Consider the following 17,991-nt stretch of genomic DNA (forward strand, 5'->3'; position numbering starts at 1 on the left):
TCGACGCGGCGCTTCAGCCTTAAGCCGCTGGCGTTTGCCATGCTGAGCATGGCGGCCGGCGGCTGGCTGCCGTTTGCGCTCGGCGACGATCTGCCGCCGCCGCCCAGCGCCGTCAGCATGCCGGACACCACGCTGTATCTGGAGCCGGTCGTCAACGGGCGCCAAACCGGCAACGTCGTGCCGGTCAACTACCGCGGCGGCCATTACTACATGACACCCCAACAACTGCTCGACGCCGGGCTGCCGGTAGCGGATAAACAGGCGAAAGAAATCGCCGTCGATCGGCTGGAGAAGGTGGATGTCAGCTACAGCGGCGAGAGCCAGCAGTTGCTGATCAACGTGCCCAACGACTGGTTGCCACAGCAAACCATCGGCGCCCGTTCACCGTTGCAGCGCTTGCCGGCGCAAAGCAGCCTCGGTTTGCTGTTCAACTACGACATCTACGCCAGCCAAAGCAACGGCAATGGCCGGCCGGGCTACCTGTCAGCGTGGAGCGAACAGCGCCTGTTCGACGGGTTCGGCGTCATCGCCAACACCGGCATCTACCGCAGCGGGTTTAACGGCGGGCCAAACGACGATGGCGGCCGCTATATTCGGTACGACAGCTACTGGCGTTTCAACGATGATCAACGGATGCTGAGTGTGATCGCCGGTGACCTTACCACCGGCTCGCTCCCCTGGAGCAGCGCCGTGCGCATCGGCGGCTTGCAATTGGCGCGCAATTTCGCGGTGCGCCCGGATCTTATCACCTACCCGTTGCCGCAGTTTTCCGGCCAGGCGGCATTGCCCAGCAGCGTCGATTTATACATCAACAGCTATAAAAACAGCACCACCAACATTAATCCCGGCCCGTTTACCCTCAACAGCGTGCCCTACATTAACGGCGCGGGTCAGGCCACCGTCGTCACCACCGACGCCCTCGGCCGCCAGGTCAGCACCACGGTACCGTTCTACGTGGCCAGCAACCTGCTGCAGACCGGCATGAGCGATTTCAGCATTTCCACCGGCTTGCTGCGACGCAACTACGGGTTGAATTCTGCCGATTACGGGCAATGGGTAGGCAGCGCCAGTTTACGTTACGGCGTCACTGATTGGTTAACCCTGGAAGGGCGCGCCGAAGGCGCAGCCGAGTTGGCGGTCGGCGGCGGCGGCGCCGACATTCGCGTCGGACAATGGGGGGTTCTCAACGCGTCCTACAGCGTCAGCCAGGCCGGCGACGACGCGTTTAACGGCGGCCGGCCGATACCATCCCCCGCCTATTATGACCCGCTGACCGGCAGGCCGTCGCAGCAGCCAGATCCTCAGCCCGTCTATCGCTACACCGGCAACCACGGCGATCAAAGCAGCTTTGGCTACACCTACAGCAACCCACGTTTCAGCCTCAACGCGCAACGCATCCTGCGCAGCGCCGATTTTGGCGACATTTCCGTGTATAAAAGCGACTACCGTCTGAGCCGTCGCACCGATCAGTTGACCGGCAGCGTCAGCCTGGGCCGCCTAGGCAGCCTCGGCGCCGGTTATTTTGACGTTCGCGACGCCATCGCTCAACGGACCCGCCTGGTGAACCTGTCCTACAGTGTGTCGCTTTGGCGCAACAGCAGCCTGTACGCCTCCCTCAACCGGGAAATCGGCAGCAGCGGTTACAGCGCCCAACTGCAGCTCTCCATTCCGTTTGACAGCTGGGGCACGGCCAGCCTCAGCGCCGCGCGCGACAACAACAACCGCTGGAGCGAACGCGTCAGCTACAGCCGCGCCGCGCCGACCGATGGCGGTTTCGGCTGGAATCTGGCCTACGCCAATAACCCGAGCGGCGGCGATTACCGCCAGGCGGATCTGACCTGGCGAACCCGCAGACTCGAAGCCCGAGCGGGCGTATACGGCACCCGCGATGAAACCAACCACTGGGGCGAAATCAGCGGTTCGCTGGTGGCGATGAACGGCGGCGTATACGCCACCAACACCATCAACGATGCCTTTGCGCTGGTGTCCACGCAAGGATACGCCGACATTCCGGTGAGCTATGAGAACCAGCCGATCGGCAAGACCGATGCCCAGGGCTATTTACTGGTGCCGACCGTCACCTCTTACTACCATGCGAAATTCCAGATTGATCCGCTTAGCCTGCCCGCCGACGTTGCGCTGCCGACGGTGGAAAAAACCGTCGCCATTCGCGATCACAGCGGTTTTCTGGTTGAGTTCCCCATCCACCCCATCTCCGCCGCCGACGTCGAACTGGTTGACGAGCAAGGCAAACCGCTGGCCAACGGCAGCCAGGTGGCGGTGGTTGGCGGCAATCAGCAAAGCTATGTCGGTTGGGATGGCATGACCTATATCGACCCGGTGCAACAACACAATCGCCTGAGCGTGATCCCGGCCGACGGCGGCCCGCCGTGTCAGGCGGAATTCAGTCTGGCGAAGCCTGAGGGCATCCAGCGCGTCGGCCCGGTTGTCTGCCGCTAATTAACGACGGAGAGTCACTATGTTTCGGGGATTGAAAGCCTTATTGCTAACCCTCTCGCTGCTGCTCTGTCAGCGCGCATTCGCCGACTGCGCCACCACCAACGGCACCGTCACCTTACCGGGGAGCAGCTCTTTCGTGGTCTACAACGGGCAGATTAGCGCCCAGGGCACTGCCGGCCTCAACTGCACCGGGCTCGGGCTCAGTTTGCTGTCGCAAAACACCGTCACGGTCAAAATCGCCTCCACCACCAACAATATGGCGGTTGCCAACACCGACGGTTCAGGCGATAAAATCGCTTACCTGATCTACCCCGACGCCAACTACCAATATCCTTACAGCATCGGCCAAACCATCGACTACAGCTCGCTCAACCTGCTGTCGCTGATCCTGATTTCCTCCAACGTCAACTTTCCGCTGTATATCAAAACCACCGCCGGCGCCAACGTGCGCGCAGGAACCTATACCGACAGCATCAACCTGATCTGGAATTACCATATTTGCGGTCTGGGCGTGCTCGGCCTGTGCGTTTGGTGGGACGGCGTCGATAAACCCAGCACGGTCAGCGTCAGCGTCACCATCACCAAAGATTGCCTGATCGGCACCGCGCCCAACGTCAATTTCGGCAGCATGGCGTTGGTTGGGCAGTTCAATCCTGTCAATCAGAGCATCACCCTGACCTGCACCAAAACCGAGGGATACAACACCTATTTCACCAACGGCAATAACCCGGTCACCGGTTGGCGGCGCATGAAAAGCGGCACCAGCAATTTCATGCAGTACCAGATTTACTTGCCTAATACGACGACCGTTTGGGATAGCACCAACAAACAGAGCGGCGCCGGCACCGGGCTGGCGCAAAGCATCCCGTATAAGGCGGCGGTCAATGCGGCGCAGACGGAAGTGGCGGTTGGCAGCTATCAAGACACGCTCAGTTTTGTGGTGGAGTACTAGGCGTTGTGTTTTGCCGGCGTGGAAATTGTTTCCAAAATGTAATTTTTATGTGGCATTTTTTGCTCATTTGGCTATGCTCTTACCGATGACCAAACTGGTCTAACCTCCTACCACACCATTGAGCAAGGAGTTCCCATGAGCAAAACCGTCGTAAAAATTGGCAGCTTCGAGGTCGATGACGCGCATCTTCACGCCGGCGCCGACCGTGCCGGCACCCTGAGCATTCCCTGCAAGTCCGATCCGGATCTGTGCATGCAGCTGGACGGCTGGGATGAACACACCAGCATCCCGGCGATCCTCGACGGCAAACAGTCGCTGCTGTACAAGCAACACTACGATCGGCAGGCGGACGCCTGGGTGATGCGGCTGGCATGATAGTGCATCAAAACGGCTGACAACGCGCTGTTTTCATCGGAAACAGCGCGTTTTTTTATGCGATGGCGATGCCGCGGCCGGCAAAGAAAGGGGCGAAGCGGCTGAGCGGCAGGCATACCCGCTCGCGCGTCGCCGGGCTGTCGCCCGAAGGGTTGTGGAAGGTCACGCTTTGCGCATCGGCGGCGGTGATCAGCACCAGATGCCCGCCCCTGTGCGGCGGCGTGCTCTCCGGCCGGCGAATGGCGGGATGCACCGAAGCGATAAAGTAGCGGCATTCGCTAAGCAGCGCCGGCACGTCGGCAGCTTCCAGCCCCACCTTCACCTCCGCTTGCAGTGCGAACTGCTCGCGCACATACTCGACGAACGGCGCGTAAATCAGGCCCTTTATCCGTTCATCCTCGCGCACATAGGCGCCGTAGGGCAGGCTGCGGCGCGCCAGTTCCAACAGCGGCGGCGTTTCGCCGTCGCGATGGCCCAGCACCATTTTCAGGCAGGCCATGCCGCACACGTGGTTGGCCCACTCGATGTACTCTGCCCGATCGCGGGCGCCGCTGCGCGCCCAATTTTCGTCTTGCGCCAGCGTCGCGCGGCCGGCTATCAGATCGGCGGCCAACTCCGGGCTCGCCCACTGGCACTCGTACGGAACGGCGCGCATAAGATTAGAATTTGTCGACGACTTTGAAATTCATCAGCACCAGCGTCATGTCCGGCGAGAACAGATCGTACGCTTCGAAGAAGCGCTGCAGCTCTTTGCGCCAATGCGCCAGCGAGCGATCGCCCTCGCCTTCGGCAAAGGCGTGCGCTTCATCGACCTGATCGTAAGTTTTCATTTCCACCGCGGTCAGCTCGACCGCGCAGACCGGCTCCCCCTTGCCGTCCACCACCAGGAACAGATCGCCGGCCTGCGGGATCCCCTCGCCGTCCAGGTTGGAACAGGTGGCCGTTTTGGTGCCATTGAGGATCAATTGCACCACTTCATCGGCCTGCTGCTCGGTATCGCCGAATGCCCAACGCTCAAGGTGTTCGTATTTCTGTGGAATTGCCGTCGCCATGATTATACCTTTTGGAAAAATGCCTCAATGCAGACAGGATAGTACAACGTATTGCCGGCCGTCTGCATCCGTCGCAGGCGCGACTGCGCGTTCCGCCACCGCCACCTTTACGCGTTTTTACCGTTCTTCGCTGTGCCTGTCGCGCTGCGGGGCGCATACTGTGAACATTATTCACCCAATGGCGTCCGCCAGGCGGTAACATGCGGCAAAATGACATCGATGCTGACGATACGTTCAGCGACTTACTCAACGGCGTCGCGTTAGTGACGCTTTTCCTCATCCTCCTCGCCGGCGGGTGGTATTTCAGCTAAAAGGGAGGGCAGCGTGGCAACAAAACGCATGGGCAACAAGCTCGGTAAAATGGTGGTGGTGCTGCTGCTGATCTGCCTGGCGCTGCTGCTGTTGCGTTGGGCGGCGATCGCCTTCGGTTGATCCCGCGAAATGACGCCGGCAACGCCGGCGCCCTGTTCACCGCCGCCGTGGCGCGGTCGGCTCCAGCAACTCCCGCAAATAGGCCAAACGCGCCTCCCCCTGAAGCAACCAGCGGCGACACAGCCAATGCTGCGTTTCACCCGTGCGGCTTAGGCGGTAGTACTCCGCCAAGGTTTCGACCCAGTTCATGATGTTTTCTCCTGCTTTTCGACACCGCAAGTATTGAGCGTAAAAACCAGAAGAAATACTGATGGCTTGTTTTTTATGCTTCCTGTTTTAGGCGGCGGCTAGCGAAGCCGCAGCTCAGCTGCTACATTGGGCAAAAATCAACCAACCGAGGTAAGCCATGACGTTCTCGGAACAGGAGATTAAACCCGTATGGGATGAGGTCGCACGCCTGATCGGCGACGGCGTGATGCAGCTGCGTCATCGCGGCGAAGCGCTGTCGGTGGAAACGCTGGAAAAACATCTGGCGCGGCAGCTGGCGGACAGCAACGATATCGAACGGCGCATCCTGCTCGGCGCCGCCATCAACATGCTGAAAGGCGGAAAATGAATCGCCAACCGAAGAAGGTTGGCGATCCGACAGAAGCCCGAGGTATGCAAGCCCGGCCTTCTGCGCGCTACTATGTCACGCTAATATGACGTAATTAATAGGAATTGTCGGGTTTTTGCCCAAAGTGCCCTATTTTTGTTGCCTCCATCAGGCCAGCACGAAATCACCCGCATCCAGCGGCTGTCCCACCACTTTCACCAGGAAATCGCTGCCGTCAAAGGCGCCGCCCAGGTTGATCGCCACGTCACTGACGTGATTTTGCGCATCGTAGCTCAGCGTCACCTCGCCCGCCTTGCCGCTGAACTGATCGACGAAGCGGATGCCGTCGGCGCTGCCGGTGTTGAACAGCGTCAGATCGATCTTGTCCTCGCCACGCACGAAGTCGCGGATCCAATCCGGCGCCGCCGCCGTTGACTCTTCCGCCGCGAAATAGACGAAGGTGTCCTTGCCGGCGCCTCCCCACAGCTGATCCGCCCCCTTACCGCCGTACAGCACGTCATCGCCCGCGCCGCCCTTGAGCACGTTATCGGCGGCGTTGCCCACCAGCACATCGTTACCCGCCCCGCCGATGGCGTTTTCAATCGTTACGCCGGCAGCGATAGACACGTTGCCTTTCAGGCCGCCGACGTCCGAGAACGCCTTTTCATTCAGGTTGATGCGCTGATTCTGGCCAAAGCCGGAGAAATCGAAGGTGTCGTTGCCGCCGGCGTCCCAGGCGGTGAAGATTATTTTGTCCTGCGCGCCGGTGGCGGTGAGGAAGTCGCGATCGGTGTTGGAATTGAAACCGTAAACCGTATCGCCGGTGCGGGTGGTCATGTTGGCGCCGTAGAAATGCTGGATCGCCGTGATGTCGTTGAGCAACGGCCCGGAAGAGTACGCGCCTTTAAAGTCCTGCCCGGTGTTGCTTTCGCTGAAATAGCTCATCAGGCTGTGCGCGCGGCTGTCCTCAAAGTAGGTCGCGTCTTTAGCGTAGGTGATGCTGACGCCCGGTGCGGCGTTATAGTCGCCCGGGTGCTGCAGCCCCAACGCATGGCCGATTTCATGGGTGAAGGTCTGGCGACCGTACTCGTTCTCATGGATCTGGTTGTTGACGAAGGTGTGGTTCTTGGCGTTATACCAGGTCTGCCCGGCGACCGAAGGCGAGGTGTCCGGGTTATACGCGAAGGCATAGGAGCCGCGCGAGCTGTAGTCGAACAGGCCGAATTTGATGTTGGCGGCGGCGGTGTTGCTGGTTTCGGTGAAGGTGATGTTAGCCACGTCTGACCATGACTGCAGCGACAGTTTAGCCTGCTCGCGCTGTTCGGCGTTAAAGCTGCTGAAGCCGCTGATGCCCATGCTCGACATGTTGCCCGGCGCCTTTTCCCAGAAGCTGTAGGTCAGAGAGACCGGCGTGTCGGTCACGCCCTTGTCGTGCCAACTGCGATCGCCGCGCACCAGCTCCAGGCCGGCGTTTTCGAACGTTTTCGACGGATGAAGCACGGTAATGGTGTCGTCTTCATCGGGTTTATAAGCGCCCAGCAGGGCTAATACGCCTTCGGCCTTAACGGAAGCATTGCTTGATGACATAACCTTATCTCCATATTCGTCAATTCAATCGGGGGGATGCCCCAACTGGCGGATTGCCTGAACGGCAGCGGCCCGGTGTTGAATCAATACGGGGATATCGGTAATGCGATGGCGCCTTCCCTCGGCACTCTGAATGAGAACGATAATCCCTTAAGAGAAAAGAATAGACACATTTTCACCGATTACAGAATTTTCTTAGATAAAGTACGGCTATGCATTTGCGCCACACGAATGATTTTCAAGGCAATAATCAGCACTATCACGATAAGCGAAAAAAAATGCATAAAAAAACCAGGGCAATCCAACCCCGGTTATCCATAAGATACTCTGGACTCAGACTAACCAACCAAGCAGCAGCGTCGCGCCGATGACCGTGGAAGCGCCGCCGATGCGCGTGGCGATTTGGGCGAACGGCATCAGCCCCATGCGGTTCGACGCCGACAGGATCGCCACGTCACCGGTGCCGCCCAGGCCACTGTGACAACAGGTGACAATCGCCGCTTCCACCGGAAACATCTTCAGGTAAGGCGCAATCAGGAAACTGACCAGCCCCATCGACAGCACTACCGAGCCGCAGACCACCACATAACCGACCGAGAACACCGCCACCACGCTTTCCAGCGGCACGTACAGCATGCCCAGACCGATCATCAGCGGCCACACCAGCGCGGTGGAGACGAACTTGTAGAAACTGTGCGCGCCGGTTTCCATCGAAGCCGGGATCACCCGGCAGTACTTGCACAGCACCGCGAACAGGATCATCAGCACCGGGCCGGGAATATGCACGATGTGTTCGAACAGGCCGCCGACGATAAAGAAGGCGCAGATCACCAGCAGCCCGCCGCCCATCAGTTGAAAATCGACGTTGCCGCCTTGCTCCTTGATGGCGAACATCGCGTTCTCCTGCGCCGAACGGATCAGCATGCCGTCGCCGCTCAGCGCCTTGCGCTGCATACCGATGCGCGCCAGCACCCCGGCGGTCACGATGGCGAAGATGTTGCCCAGCACCGCCGCCGGCGCCAGCTGCGCGACATAGACGTCCGGCGTCGAGCCCAGGATCGCCGAATAGGCCAGCGACAGCGGTAAAATCCCCTCGCCGATGCCGCCGCCGATGATCGGCACGATGATAAAGAAGAAGGTGTGATAGAAGGTAAAGCCGAACAGCTTGCCCACCAGCAGCCCGGTGATCACCGCCGTGATCGTGCCCACCACCAGCGGCACGAACATGCGAATCATCCCCTGGATCAGGATCACCCGGTTCATGCCGAGAATGCTGCCGACCACCAGACTGGCGATGACGAAATAGAGCAGGTTGGCGTCTTTCATCAGCAGATGGACGGTGCCCATGACGTTAGGCTGGAAGACATTGAAATAGACCAGCACCGACGGCACCATCAAACACAGAATGGCCGGCCCGCCGATATCGCGCAGCACGGGAATACTTTTTCCCAACTGCGCCAGCGCGAAGCCCAGCGTCATTATCACCGCCAGGCCGCCGATCATATTCTTCGGCAGGAAGTTGGCGTAGGCGGAAATCGCTACGATCGCGCAAATCGTGATAAACAAGGCGATCGGTACCGCGCCGATATCCATTTGACGAAGTTGATTAATTAACCCTGAGGATTCGGACGATGCCGTATTTTTATCACAGGCCAGTTCTGCATTTATCTGTTTCATTATTCACCCTGCTGACAAGCGTACAGTACGGTTAGATTCACCTGGCGCAAAAACTCTGCCATAGCCAAGCAAAAACAAATGATTACGAAAAATCCCATTGTGGATTTCGCTTTTTCTAATAAGAAATAAAACAGTAGACAGCCCTGACAATATGATAAAAAATAAAAATGCAAAACTAAATTACGCCGGCGAAATTCAATATTGTGACCCTCCGCCAAGGTTGGTTTTAATTAATTATCGTCAGCATTTTGTAATTAAAGTAAGCAGGCTTAAATTCGCTGCTATGCTATAGGAGGGCGAAAAAGCCCCCTGTTTTATTAATAAAGAACCGGAAACGCATTAGCTGAATCCGGTCAGCTTGATCCGAATCTCAATCCTGCGCGCGGCACCGCACGGGAAAGAGGCATAATATGACTCATAAGGAAGTAGAATATGTCTTCACGCGCTGTTACCCCACAAACCCTCGCTCGCTACGGCATCCATCAGGCCGCCGACATCGTCTATAACCCCAGTTATGAATTGCTGTTCGCCGAAGAGACCCGCGCCAACCTGCCGCCGCTGGAGCGCGGCACCCTCACCCAACTGGGCGCGGTCAACGTCGCGACCGGTGAATTTACCGGCCGTTCGCCGAAGGACAAATACATCGTGCGCGACGACACCACGCGCGATACCGTCTGGTGGTCGGACAACGGCACCGGCAAGAACGACAACCAGCCGCTCTCGCCGGAAGTCTGGCAGCATCTGAAGACGCTGGTGGGCAATCAGCTCTCCGGCAAGCGTCTGTTCGTGGTGGACGCGTTCTGCGGCGCCAACGCCGACACGCGTTTGAAAGTGCGCTTCATCACCGAGGTGGCCTGGCAGGCGCACTTCGTGAAAAACATGTTTATCCGCCCGAGCGACGAAGAGCTGGCTGACTTCGAGCCGGACTTCGTGGTGATGAACGGCGCCAAATGCACCAATCCGGACTGGCAGCAGCAAGGGCTGCACTCAGAAAACTTCGTCGCTTTCAACCTGACCGAGCGCATGCAGCTGATCGGCGGCACCTGGTATGGCGGCGAAATGAAGAAAGGCCTGTTCTCGATCATGAACTATCTGCTGCCGCTGCAGAGCATCGCGTCGATGCACTGCTCGGCCAACGTCGGCGAGCAAGGTGACGTGGCGGTATTCTTCGGCCTATCCGGCACCGGCAAAACCACCCTCTCCACCGATCCTAAGCGTCAGCTGATCGGCGATGACGAGCACGGCTGGGATGACGACGGCGTGTTCAACTTCGAAGGCGGCTGCTACGCCAAAACCATCAAGCTGTCGCCGCAGGCGGAGCCGGAAATCTATCAGGCGATCCGCCGCGATGCGCTGCTCGAAAACGTCACCGTGCTGGCCGACGGCAGCATCGACTTCGACGACGCCAGCAAAACCGAGAACACCCGCGTCTCTTACCCGATTTATCACATCGAGAACATCGTCAAGCCGGTGTCCAAAGCCGGCCACGCGCGCAAAATCATCTTCCTGACCGCCGACGCCTTCGGCGTGCTGCCGCCGGTATCGCGCCTGACGCCGGAGCAGACCCAATACCACTTCCTGTCCGGCTTCACCGCCAAGCTGGCCGGCACCGAACGCGGCATCACCGCGCCGACGCCGACCTTCTCCGCCTGCTTCGGCGCCGCGTTCCTGACGCTGCACCCGACGCAGTACGCCGAAGTGCTGGTGAAACGCATGGAGGCCGCCGGCGCCCAGGCTTACCTGGTGAACACCGGCTGGAACGGCAGCGGCAAGCGTATCTCGATCAAAGATACGCGCGGCATCATCGACGCCATCTTGAATGGCGACATTGAGCAGGCCGAGACCTTCACGCTGCCGATCTTCGGGCTGAACGTGCCGACCGCACTGCCGGGCGTCGATCCGTCGATCCTCGATCCGCGCAAAACCTACGCCGACGAATCGCTGTGGCAGGAGAAGGCGCAGGATCTGGCGCAGCGCTTTATCGACAACTTCGCCAAATATACCGTCACCCCGGCGGGCGAAAAGTTGGTGAAGGCCGGGCCGAAGCTGTAAAAAGTCGGGGCGCCGCAGCGCCCCTGCACTCAAGGGCCGATCCGTCGGCCCTTTCTCACATCGCCGACGGCACGAAAACCCCACGAAAACGCATGTTGCCGGAGGCAAGCCGCTCATAAGCTTCCCTGGCTTGATCGAGCGTGAAAGTCTCGACAATCGGTTTCACTTTGCCTTTCGCCGCCAGGTTCAGCACCTCACTCAGGTAGCGCTGCCCACCGTGGGTCGATCCGATCACCCGCTGACGCATCATATGGAACGGCACACCTTCGGAAGAGATCGCGAACGGTTTACTGAAGTCCAGCCCGCACAGCACCACGCGGCCATCGACCCGCAAGCCGCTCATCGCCTCCTGCGCGGAGTCGAAGTCATTGGTGGTCACCAGCAGAATGTCCGCGCCGCCGTTCTCCCGCAGCGCCTGGCCGGAGGCGACGATGCGATCGGCGCCCAGTTGCTTCGCCAGCGCGTGCTTGTCCGGCGAGTGGGTGATGGCAACGGTATCGAAACCGCAGGCTTTCGACAGTTGCAACGCGACGTGCCCCAGCCCGCCAATGCCTAACACCGCCACCGTCTCATGCGGCAGCGGCGCCGCGTCGCGCAGGCCGCTCCAGGTGGTATACCCCGCACACATCATCGGCGCGGCGTCGATGTAAGACAGCCCGTCCGGCAGCAACACCGTGCCTTCAGCGGCGATGGCGATATACTCGGCGTGGCCGCCCTGGGCGGCAAAACCGGTGGTGCGCGGCGCCGGGCAGTTCATCGCCGTTTGCCCGGTTAGCGGCCGATTCTCACGGCAGTACGGGCAGCGGCCGCAGGCCGATTGCACCCAGGTGGTGCCGACGCGATCGCCAATCTGCCGCGTATGCACGCCGGCCCCTACCTCAACCACTTCCCCCACCACTTCATGGCCGGGCGTTTGCGGGTAGATATCGCCGCCATATCCTTGCGTCGCCCATACGTCGGTATAACACATGCCCGAGGCGTGCACTTTGACCAGAACCTGGCCCGGCTCTGTGCGGGGCATCGGCACCTGTCTGATTTCCCAGGGCCGGTTGGCGCCGGTCATAACTACCGCTTTCATCTTCTTATCCATCATCAACTCCTCGCAGCAGGGTGGCGCCCGGCGGTTGCCCGGCGTCTCCTCATGAGCGTAAGGCAGGCTCCACGCCGCAACAATGCAGGCGAACCTCACTGTGGAGATGAAGGCGGCTCACTAATTGGCGTAGCCAAAAGCAGAACGCGAACGCATCAGGACTGCGCCGCGCGCAGATACTCGATCAACGCCTTCAGCGCGCCCGACACGTGGCGATGGCCGGAGTAATAGAGGCACAGCCCCGGATAAGCCGGACACCACGCGTCCAGCGCGCGCTCAAGGCGCCCGTCGTGCAGCGCTTCCAGCGCCAAATGTTCAGGAACGAAAGCGATGCCGATACCGTCGATGGCGGCGTCCACCATCAGAGGCTGATCGGTCAGCGTCAGCGAGCCGGTAACGCCGATCGACTCGCTCACGCCATCACGTTCGAATTCCCAGCGGTAAATCGTGCCGCTGTCGAAGCGAAAGCGGATGCAGTTATGACGCAGCAAATCCTGCGGCGTCGCCGGGCGCCCATGGACGGCGAAATAGCCGGGCGCGGCGATGGCGGCGAAACGCACGGGCGGGCTGACGCGCATCGCGATCATGTCCTGCGGTACGGCTTCCGCCAGCCGAATGCCGGCATCAAACCCCTCGGCGACGATATCGCTCAACTTGCCGTCGCAGACGATATCCAGGTGGATATGGGGGTACTCGCGCAGGAAATCAGCCAGCAACGGACGCAATACCAGCCTGACTGCCCCTTCGCTGGCGTTGATGCGCACGGTGCCGCTCGGCGTGGCGCGCCATTCATCCACTTCGTGCAGCGCCTGCGAAATAGACGACAGCGCCGGGCGCAGCTGCGCCGCCAAACGCTCACCCGCTTCGGTCGGCGCCACGCTGCGCGTGGTGCGGTTGAACAGCCTCACCCCAAGCCGCTGTTCCAGGTTTTTTATCGAGTGGCTGACCGCCGACGGCGTCACCTCCAGCTCCACCGCCGCCGCGTGAAAGCTGCGATGGGTGGCGACGGCCAGAAAAACGGTCAAGGCGAACAGATCGCCCTGTTTGAACGGGTAAGCAGCATTCATGGGGGCATCGCAAAATAGTGACATAAATTGAACAATTAACATGCCACAGATGAATGCGGCTCACAATGCGGCGCAATCCGCGTTTTCGCCGCGCAGCAACCCCGGCATCACCAGCGCCACCGCCGCCGCGATGCGTTCGTCGATCGCGCTGCCCGGCGGCAGCAGCCCCAACGTCATCTGGCGCAGCGGTTCGGCGATGGTCATCGCCAGCAGCAGATCGCTGGTTTGCGCCCAGTCGCGCGCAAGCAACCAGCCGTATTGCTGCTGGCGCCGCAGCCAATCCGCCACCGTCGCTCGCCCGCGCTGAATGCCGTTGCGCTGGTAGCTGTCCAGCAGCGCCTCACGCCCCGGGAAATCGCTTTGCAGCAGCCGAAACATCCCCACCGCTTCGGCACTCAATACCTGCTGCGCCACCGCCTTCAGCCCTTTTTCCAACAGCGGCGCCACCGCCTCACACCCCCCGGCATCCTGGGCGAAGGCCGGCTGAAACGCCTCGGTCCAGCCGCTCACCGCCTGCGCCACCAGTTCGTCGCGATTGGCGGCAAAGCGATACAGGGTTTTTTTAGCTACCCCGGCGCGTTTCGCCACCGCATCCACCGTTGCCGCGGCGTATCCGCCGTCGAGCAGCAGCGCCAGCGTCGCCTGCGTCAGCGCGGCGCGCAGCGCCGTTTCCGGCGTGGCAGGCCGGCCGCGAGCGCGCAGCGGTTCTTCATTCAGGTTCGCCATAATTGTTCCTCACAAGCGTTGACAGACTCAGCATAACGGCATAGCTTTATTTTGGAAACGCATATCGTTTCCAAAATAAAACAGGAACCCATTATGACACATCCTTCCCTGCTGGCGCCCTGGGGCGTCAACGATATCAACGAGTTGCTCAGGCCCGAGCCGCTGCGGCTGGAAATGGGGCTGAGCCGCAGCGCCGACGGCCTGCTCACCGTAGCGGTTCGAACCGATCTGCACGGTTGTAAAGGGCGCATGCTGGACTGGTGGTTCACCTTCTTCGAGAACACCCAGCACATCAACTGGTGGCACCCGCACGATCACGTCGAACATCGCGGCTGGGATCGCCACTGGAAAAAAGGGGAAAGCTACGTCGGCGCCAGCATCGAAGCGGTCGAATGGCTGGCGGAGCTGCCGCCGGTTGCGGCGCGCCTCAAGTTTCACGCCGCCGAGGACTTCTTCGCGCCGCAGCCGCTGCGCCAGGCGCGCGACGCGCAGGCAATCTCCGCCGCCGTTTGCGCGCGCGTCGGCTTCGGCGATCAGGTGGCGTTGGATGACAACGGCGATCCCTGTGACGGCGAGATGCTGCATCTGGTACGTGATACGCCCTATGGATGCGTGCTGCGCAGCCGCTTCCTGCTGGGTAAAGCCTGCGCCAACGCCCACGACGAACTGGCGGACGACATCGGGTTTAACCTGATGCGCCACTGCTACAACGAGTTCAGCTATCTGGCGCAGTTCCTGCCGTCGCTGTACTACGCCGAAAATGGCCGTGAGCCGGCGCCGTTGCTCTGGTAATCGCCCTGTGGAGGCCTGTTATTTTTTCGCGATATGGCTATAGTGATTTTCATCGTTTCCCCCGCGCTGATGACGGAGAAATCATGCAAAATCCACGCTATAGCGGCGGCTGCCTGTGCGGGCATATTCGCTTTCAGGCACACGGCCTGCCAGGCAACCCGCACAGCTGTTCCTGCGATTTTTGCCGCCGCCACTCCGGCGCGCCAACGCTGTGTTGGGTCGAATTCCCGCGTCAGGCCGTCGAGTGGAACGGCCCTGGCGGCATGCCCGCGCTGTACCGCTCCTCCCTCTACTCCAGCCGCGCCTTTTGCCCGCGCTGCGGCAGCACGCTGGGAGCGGTAGACGACGAACCGACGGTGGCGCTGGCCACCGGCAGCTTCGACCACGCCGATCTGCCGGAGCTGAGCCCGGTATCGCACGCTTTCGCCGATGTGTGCCCCGGATGGTGGCGCATCGAGGGCATGCGCTGAGCGCCTCACAGTTCCCGCTGAAATCAATTGATTGTTTTGTCGTATAAATTTAGAACAGATGAACAATAATTCAAAAGTATGGGAACGGGGATGAATCAACAGACTCTCGACGCGCGCCGCTCGCGTCAGGCGTTGCTGGCCGGCTCGGTCGGCAACTTTATCGAATGGTATGAGTTCGGCGTATACGGGTTCCTGGCCACCGTTATCGCCGCCAATTTTTTCACCCTGCAGGGTGAAAATGAAATCACCAGCCTGATCCTCACCTACGCCGCCTTTGCGCTGGCGTTTTTCTGCCGACCGATCGGCGCGGTGATCTTCGGCCGCATCGGCGATCGCATCGGCCGCCGGCCGACGCTGATTGCGGTTCTGCTGCTGATGACGCTGGCCACCGCGCTGATCGGCGTCATGCCGACCTACGCCTCGATCGGCGTCGCCGCCCCACTGCTGCTGACGCTGCTGCGCATGTTTCAGGGGTTGTTCGCCGGCGGCGAATTCGGCGGCGCGGTATCGCTGATGACCGAGTTTGCTCCCAAGGGCAAGCGCGGGCTGTTCGGCGCCTGGCAATCGCTGACCGTCGCGCTCGGCCTGTTGGCCGGCGCCGGACTGGTGGCGCTGCTGGCCGCGCTGCTCAGCGCACAGCAGCTGCATGACTGGGGCTGGCGTATTCCCTTCCTGCTGGCGCTGCCGATGGGCGCCGTGGCGCTGTGGCTGCGGCTCAAGCTCGAGGAAACGCCCACGTTCACCCAGGCGCAGCAACGTGCGGAACACGCCGCCCCACCGCCGGAAGCGAAGCTGGGCGGCGTGGTGAAAACCATTCTGATCGGCATCGGCCGCATGATGGGTTGGTCGGCCGCCGGTTATACCTTCCTGGTGGTGATGCCTTCCTATTTGCAAACCTCGCTGCACGCCACCTTCCAACAGGCGCTGGTGGCGACGGTGCTGGCCAACGTCGGTTTCGCCCTGACCATTCTGCCGGCGGGCATCATCAGCGACAGGCTGGGACGAAAAACGGTGATGCTGACGGCGGTGGCGGCGGTGATCCTGTTCACCTTTCCGCTGCTGCACCTGTTGCAGGATGCGCAGAGTTCACTGTGGGTCAAAGGGCTGGCGGTGCTGATCGCCGGCGCCGTAGTCGGCCTACTGGCCGGTCCCGGCCCGGCGATGCTGGCGGAGATGTTCCCGACCCGGGTGCGTTATACCGGTTTGGGGCTGGCTTACTCACTTTCCAATGCGGTGTTTTCCGGCTCGGCCGGGTTGATTATCACCGGCCTCATCAAACAGACCGGCAATATCGATATTCCCGCCTACTACGTGGTCGCCACGTCGGTGGTCAGCCTGTTTGCGCTGATGACGCTGCGCCGTGACGATCACCTGCGTTCGCTGAACGAACGTTAATCTCGCTACAGGGGGCGACACCGCCCCCTCAGCGCGCCGCGGCGCGGCGTTCGGCGCTGAAGCCGCGCTTTGCACTGCTCCAGGCAATGCTCCACCCCACCAGCAACAGGACAAAAGCCATCCACGGTATGGCGTTAGCGCCGACGTTTGCCAGCAGAATTCCGCCCAACGCGCCGCTGACGGCAAAAGCCAGATTAAAGAAAGTGACCAGCAGCGACTGGGCGAGATCGGCATGCTCACCCGCTGCATCCGCCAGTGATGTCTGCAACAGCGTTGGCGCACCGCCGAAACTCAATCCCCATGCCGCCATGCCAACGTAAACCGCCCCGGCGGGCAAACCGTTCACGCCAAACGCCAGCGCCACCAACGCGAAGGCCGCCAGGCTGAACAGCACCAGCGCACGCAGCCAGCGATCCACCCATAAGCCGGTCAGCGCAATGCCCGCAACGGCGGCGATGCCGAACGCCAACAGCGCCAAATCCACCCTGGCCGCCAGGCCGCGCGCGGCAAGATAGGGCGCAAGATAGGCATACAGCGTGTAATGAGCCAGGATCCAACACGCCAATACGGCAAGGATCGGCCGCACGCCGGGAAGACAGAAAACCTCGCGCAAACGCGCATTGCCTGGCGTTCGGCGACCGTAAAATTCGGGCAGCGTCAGCCGGATCCACACTAGCAGCAACGCGCTCAAGCTCGCCAGCACGGCAAAAATCCAGCGCCAATCCAACAGTTCGCCAAGCCAGGCGCTCATCGGTACGCCCAACGCCAACGCCAGCGGGATCCCCAGCATGGCGATCGCCATCGCCCGCCCTTGCAGTGAGACGATGGCCAGGCGGCGCGCGTAACCCGCGAGCAGACTCCACGTCACCCCGGTAGCGATGCCGACCAAAAAGCGCGCCCCCAGCGTCACGCCAAAACAGGGTGACAACGCCGTCACCGCGTTGCAGATCAAAAAGATGCCGATCGCCAACAGCAGCAGTCGGCGACGCGGCCACCCGCCCAGCGCCAACGTCAGCGGGATCGCCGCCGCCCCGGCGCCCAGCGCGCACAACGTCACCATTTGCCCCGCCCACGCCTCGCTGATGCTCATGCCTCGGGCTATCTGCGGCAGCATGCCGGCCGGCACAGTCTCATTAGCGGTCGCGATGAAGCTGCTCATCGTCAGCGCCAGCAATGCTTTCAGCGGCGGCAGCGCGCCATGCGCATTATCGCTATCGGTGGAAACAGAGTGAACATTCATTACCAACAACTCCCATGGTCAATTGCAGAGTCATCAGCGTCTCACCTTGCATACGGATTGATAATTGGCCTACCATTTGAATTATTTTC

At 60.8% G+C, this 17,991-nt stretch carries 18 protein-coding genes; 9 read left to right on the forward strand and 9 right to left on the reverse strand.

Translation table 11 applies throughout. From position 1 onward, the window contains the following. The first annotated feature begins 39 nt into the window (after positions 1-39). From ACOWVD_RS06050 to ACOWVD_RS06060, 3 genes are all read left to right on the forward strand, one after another. On the forward strand, positions 40-2,460 hold the full coding sequence (locus tag ACOWVD_RS06050; RefSeq protein ID WP_421105582.1) for a fimbria/pilus outer membrane usher protein: 2,421 nt from the start codon (positions 40-42) through the stop codon (positions 2,458-2,460). A gap of 19 nt (positions 2,461-2,479) precedes the next feature. Then, the gene (locus ACOWVD_RS06055) at positions 2,480-3,412 is read left to right on the forward strand and encodes a Csu type fimbrial protein (RefSeq protein ID WP_049240009.1); all 933 of its coding nucleotides are present in this window, start codon (positions 2,480-2,482) and stop codon (positions 3,410-3,412) included. 135 nt (positions 3,413-3,547) lie between these two features. Next, entirely contained in the window at positions 3,548-3,787 is a 240-nt protein-coding gene (locus ACOWVD_RS06060) for a DUF1480 family protein (protein WP_004931517.1), read from the forward strand. 55 nt (positions 3,788-3,842) lie between these two features. On the opposite strand, the gene ACOWVD_RS06065 is transcribed toward ACOWVD_RS06060, so the two are convergent. Continuing rightward, complete coding sequence (locus ACOWVD_RS06065; RefSeq protein ID WP_421105500.1) at positions 3,843-4,442, reverse strand: C39 family peptidase; 600 nt, start codon at positions 4,440-4,442, stop codon at positions 3,843-3,845. Positions 4,443-4,446: 4 nt separating this feature from the next. After that, positions 4,447-4,839: an ASCH domain-containing protein gene (locus ACOWVD_RS06070; RefSeq protein ID WP_044031382.1), complete on the reverse strand. Its 393-nt coding sequence runs from the start codon at positions 4,837-4,839 to the stop codon at positions 4,447-4,449. 339 nt (positions 4,840-5,178) lie between these two features. Between ACOWVD_RS06070 and yniD the strand changes: the two genes are divergently transcribed. Then, positions 5,179-5,271 carry a small membrane protein YniD gene (gene yniD / locus ACOWVD_RS06075; RefSeq protein WP_021505513.1) on the forward strand — a complete coding sequence of 31 codons (93 nt, stop codon included), beginning with the start codon at positions 5,179-5,181 and terminating at the stop codon, positions 5,269-5,271. Positions 5,272-5,307: 36 nt separating this feature from the next. Here yniD and ACOWVD_RS06080 read toward each other — a convergent pair whose 3' ends face one another. Next, positions 5,308-5,460: a hypothetical protein gene (locus tag ACOWVD_RS06080; protein ID WP_004931524.1), complete on the reverse strand. Its 153-nt coding sequence runs from the start codon at positions 5,458-5,460 to the stop codon at positions 5,308-5,310. 157 nt (positions 5,461-5,617) lie between these two features. On the opposite strand from ACOWVD_RS06080, the gene ACOWVD_RS06085 reads away from it, so the two are divergent. Then, positions 5,618-5,827 carry a hypothetical protein gene (locus ACOWVD_RS06085; protein WP_004931526.1) on the forward strand — a complete coding sequence of 70 codons (210 nt, stop codon included), beginning with the start codon at positions 5,618-5,620 and terminating at the stop codon, positions 5,825-5,827. A 147-nt stretch (positions 5,828-5,974) separates the two neighbouring features. Here ACOWVD_RS06085 and ACOWVD_RS06090 read toward each other — a convergent pair whose 3' ends face one another. Beyond that, entirely contained in the window at positions 5,975-7,393 is a 1,419-nt protein-coding gene (locus ACOWVD_RS06090; protein WP_049240010.1) for a serralysin family metalloprotease, read from the reverse strand. A 333-nt stretch (positions 7,394-7,726) separates the two neighbouring features. Continuing rightward, entirely contained in the window at positions 7,727-9,070 is a 1,344-nt protein-coding gene (locus tag ACOWVD_RS06095; RefSeq protein ID WP_015377657.1) for a 2-hydroxycarboxylate transporter family protein, read from the reverse strand. A gap of 432 nt (positions 9,071-9,502) precedes the next feature. On the opposite strand from ACOWVD_RS06095, the gene pckA reads away from it, so the two are divergent. Next, positions 9,503-11,122 carry a phosphoenolpyruvate carboxykinase (ATP) gene (gene pckA, locus ACOWVD_RS06100; protein ID WP_421105501.1) on the forward strand — a complete coding sequence of 540 codons (1,620 nt, stop codon included), beginning with the start codon at positions 9,503-9,505 and terminating at the stop codon, positions 11,120-11,122. Positions 11,123-11,177: 55 nt separating this feature from the next. Here pckA and ACOWVD_RS06105 read toward each other — a convergent pair whose 3' ends face one another. The 3 genes from ACOWVD_RS06105 to ACOWVD_RS06115 all read right to left on the reverse strand — a co-directional run bounded on the left by ACOWVD_RS06105 (position 11,178) and on the right by ACOWVD_RS06115 (position 14,005). After that, positions 11,178-12,200, reverse strand: coding sequence for an alcohol dehydrogenase catalytic domain-containing protein (locus tag ACOWVD_RS06105; protein ID WP_152903389.1), 1,023 nt, complete (start codon positions 12,198-12,200; stop codon positions 11,178-11,180). Positions 12,201-12,367: 167 nt separating this feature from the next. Continuing rightward, complete coding sequence (locus tag ACOWVD_RS06110; protein ID WP_004941330.1) at positions 12,368-13,279, reverse strand: LysR family transcriptional regulator; 912 nt, start codon at positions 13,277-13,279, stop codon at positions 12,368-12,370. Between the two features lie 60 nt (positions 13,280-13,339). Beyond that, positions 13,340-14,005 carry a TetR/AcrR family transcriptional regulator gene (locus tag ACOWVD_RS06115; RefSeq protein ID WP_004941327.1) on the reverse strand — a complete coding sequence of 222 codons (666 nt, stop codon included), beginning with the start codon at positions 14,003-14,005 and terminating at the stop codon, positions 13,340-13,342. A gap of 93 nt (positions 14,006-14,098) precedes the next feature. On the opposite strand from ACOWVD_RS06115, the gene ACOWVD_RS06120 reads away from it, so the two are divergent. The 3 genes from ACOWVD_RS06120 (at position 14,099) to ACOWVD_RS06130 (ending at position 16,662) form a co-directional block, all read left to right on the forward strand. Then, entirely contained in the window at positions 14,099-14,797 is a 699-nt protein-coding gene (locus tag ACOWVD_RS06120) for a DAPG hydrolase family protein (protein WP_049239805.1), read from the forward strand. A gap of 83 nt (positions 14,798-14,880) precedes the next feature. Continuing rightward, complete coding sequence (locus tag ACOWVD_RS06125; RefSeq protein ID WP_049239804.1) at positions 14,881-15,267, forward strand: GFA family protein; 387 nt, start codon at positions 14,881-14,883, stop codon at positions 15,265-15,267. Between the two features lie 90 nt (positions 15,268-15,357). After that, a complete protein-coding gene (locus ACOWVD_RS06130; RefSeq protein ID WP_049186031.1) occupies positions 15,358-16,662 on the forward strand; it encodes an MFS transporter in 1,305 nt (434 codons plus the stop codon). A gap of 28 nt (positions 16,663-16,690) precedes the next feature. Here the strand turns inward: ACOWVD_RS06130 and ACOWVD_RS06135 are convergent, their stop codons facing one another. Next, positions 16,691-17,902, reverse strand: a complete 1,212-nt coding sequence (locus ACOWVD_RS06135; protein ID WP_421105502.1) for an MFS transporter — start codon at positions 17,900-17,902, stop codon at positions 16,691-16,693. Positions 17,903-17,991 lie beyond the last annotated feature (89 nt).

The organism is Serratia sp. SA088, from assembly GCF_049065515.1.
GTDB lineage: Bacteria > Pseudomonadota > Gammaproteobacteria > Enterobacterales > Enterobacteriaceae > Serratia > Serratia nematodiphila.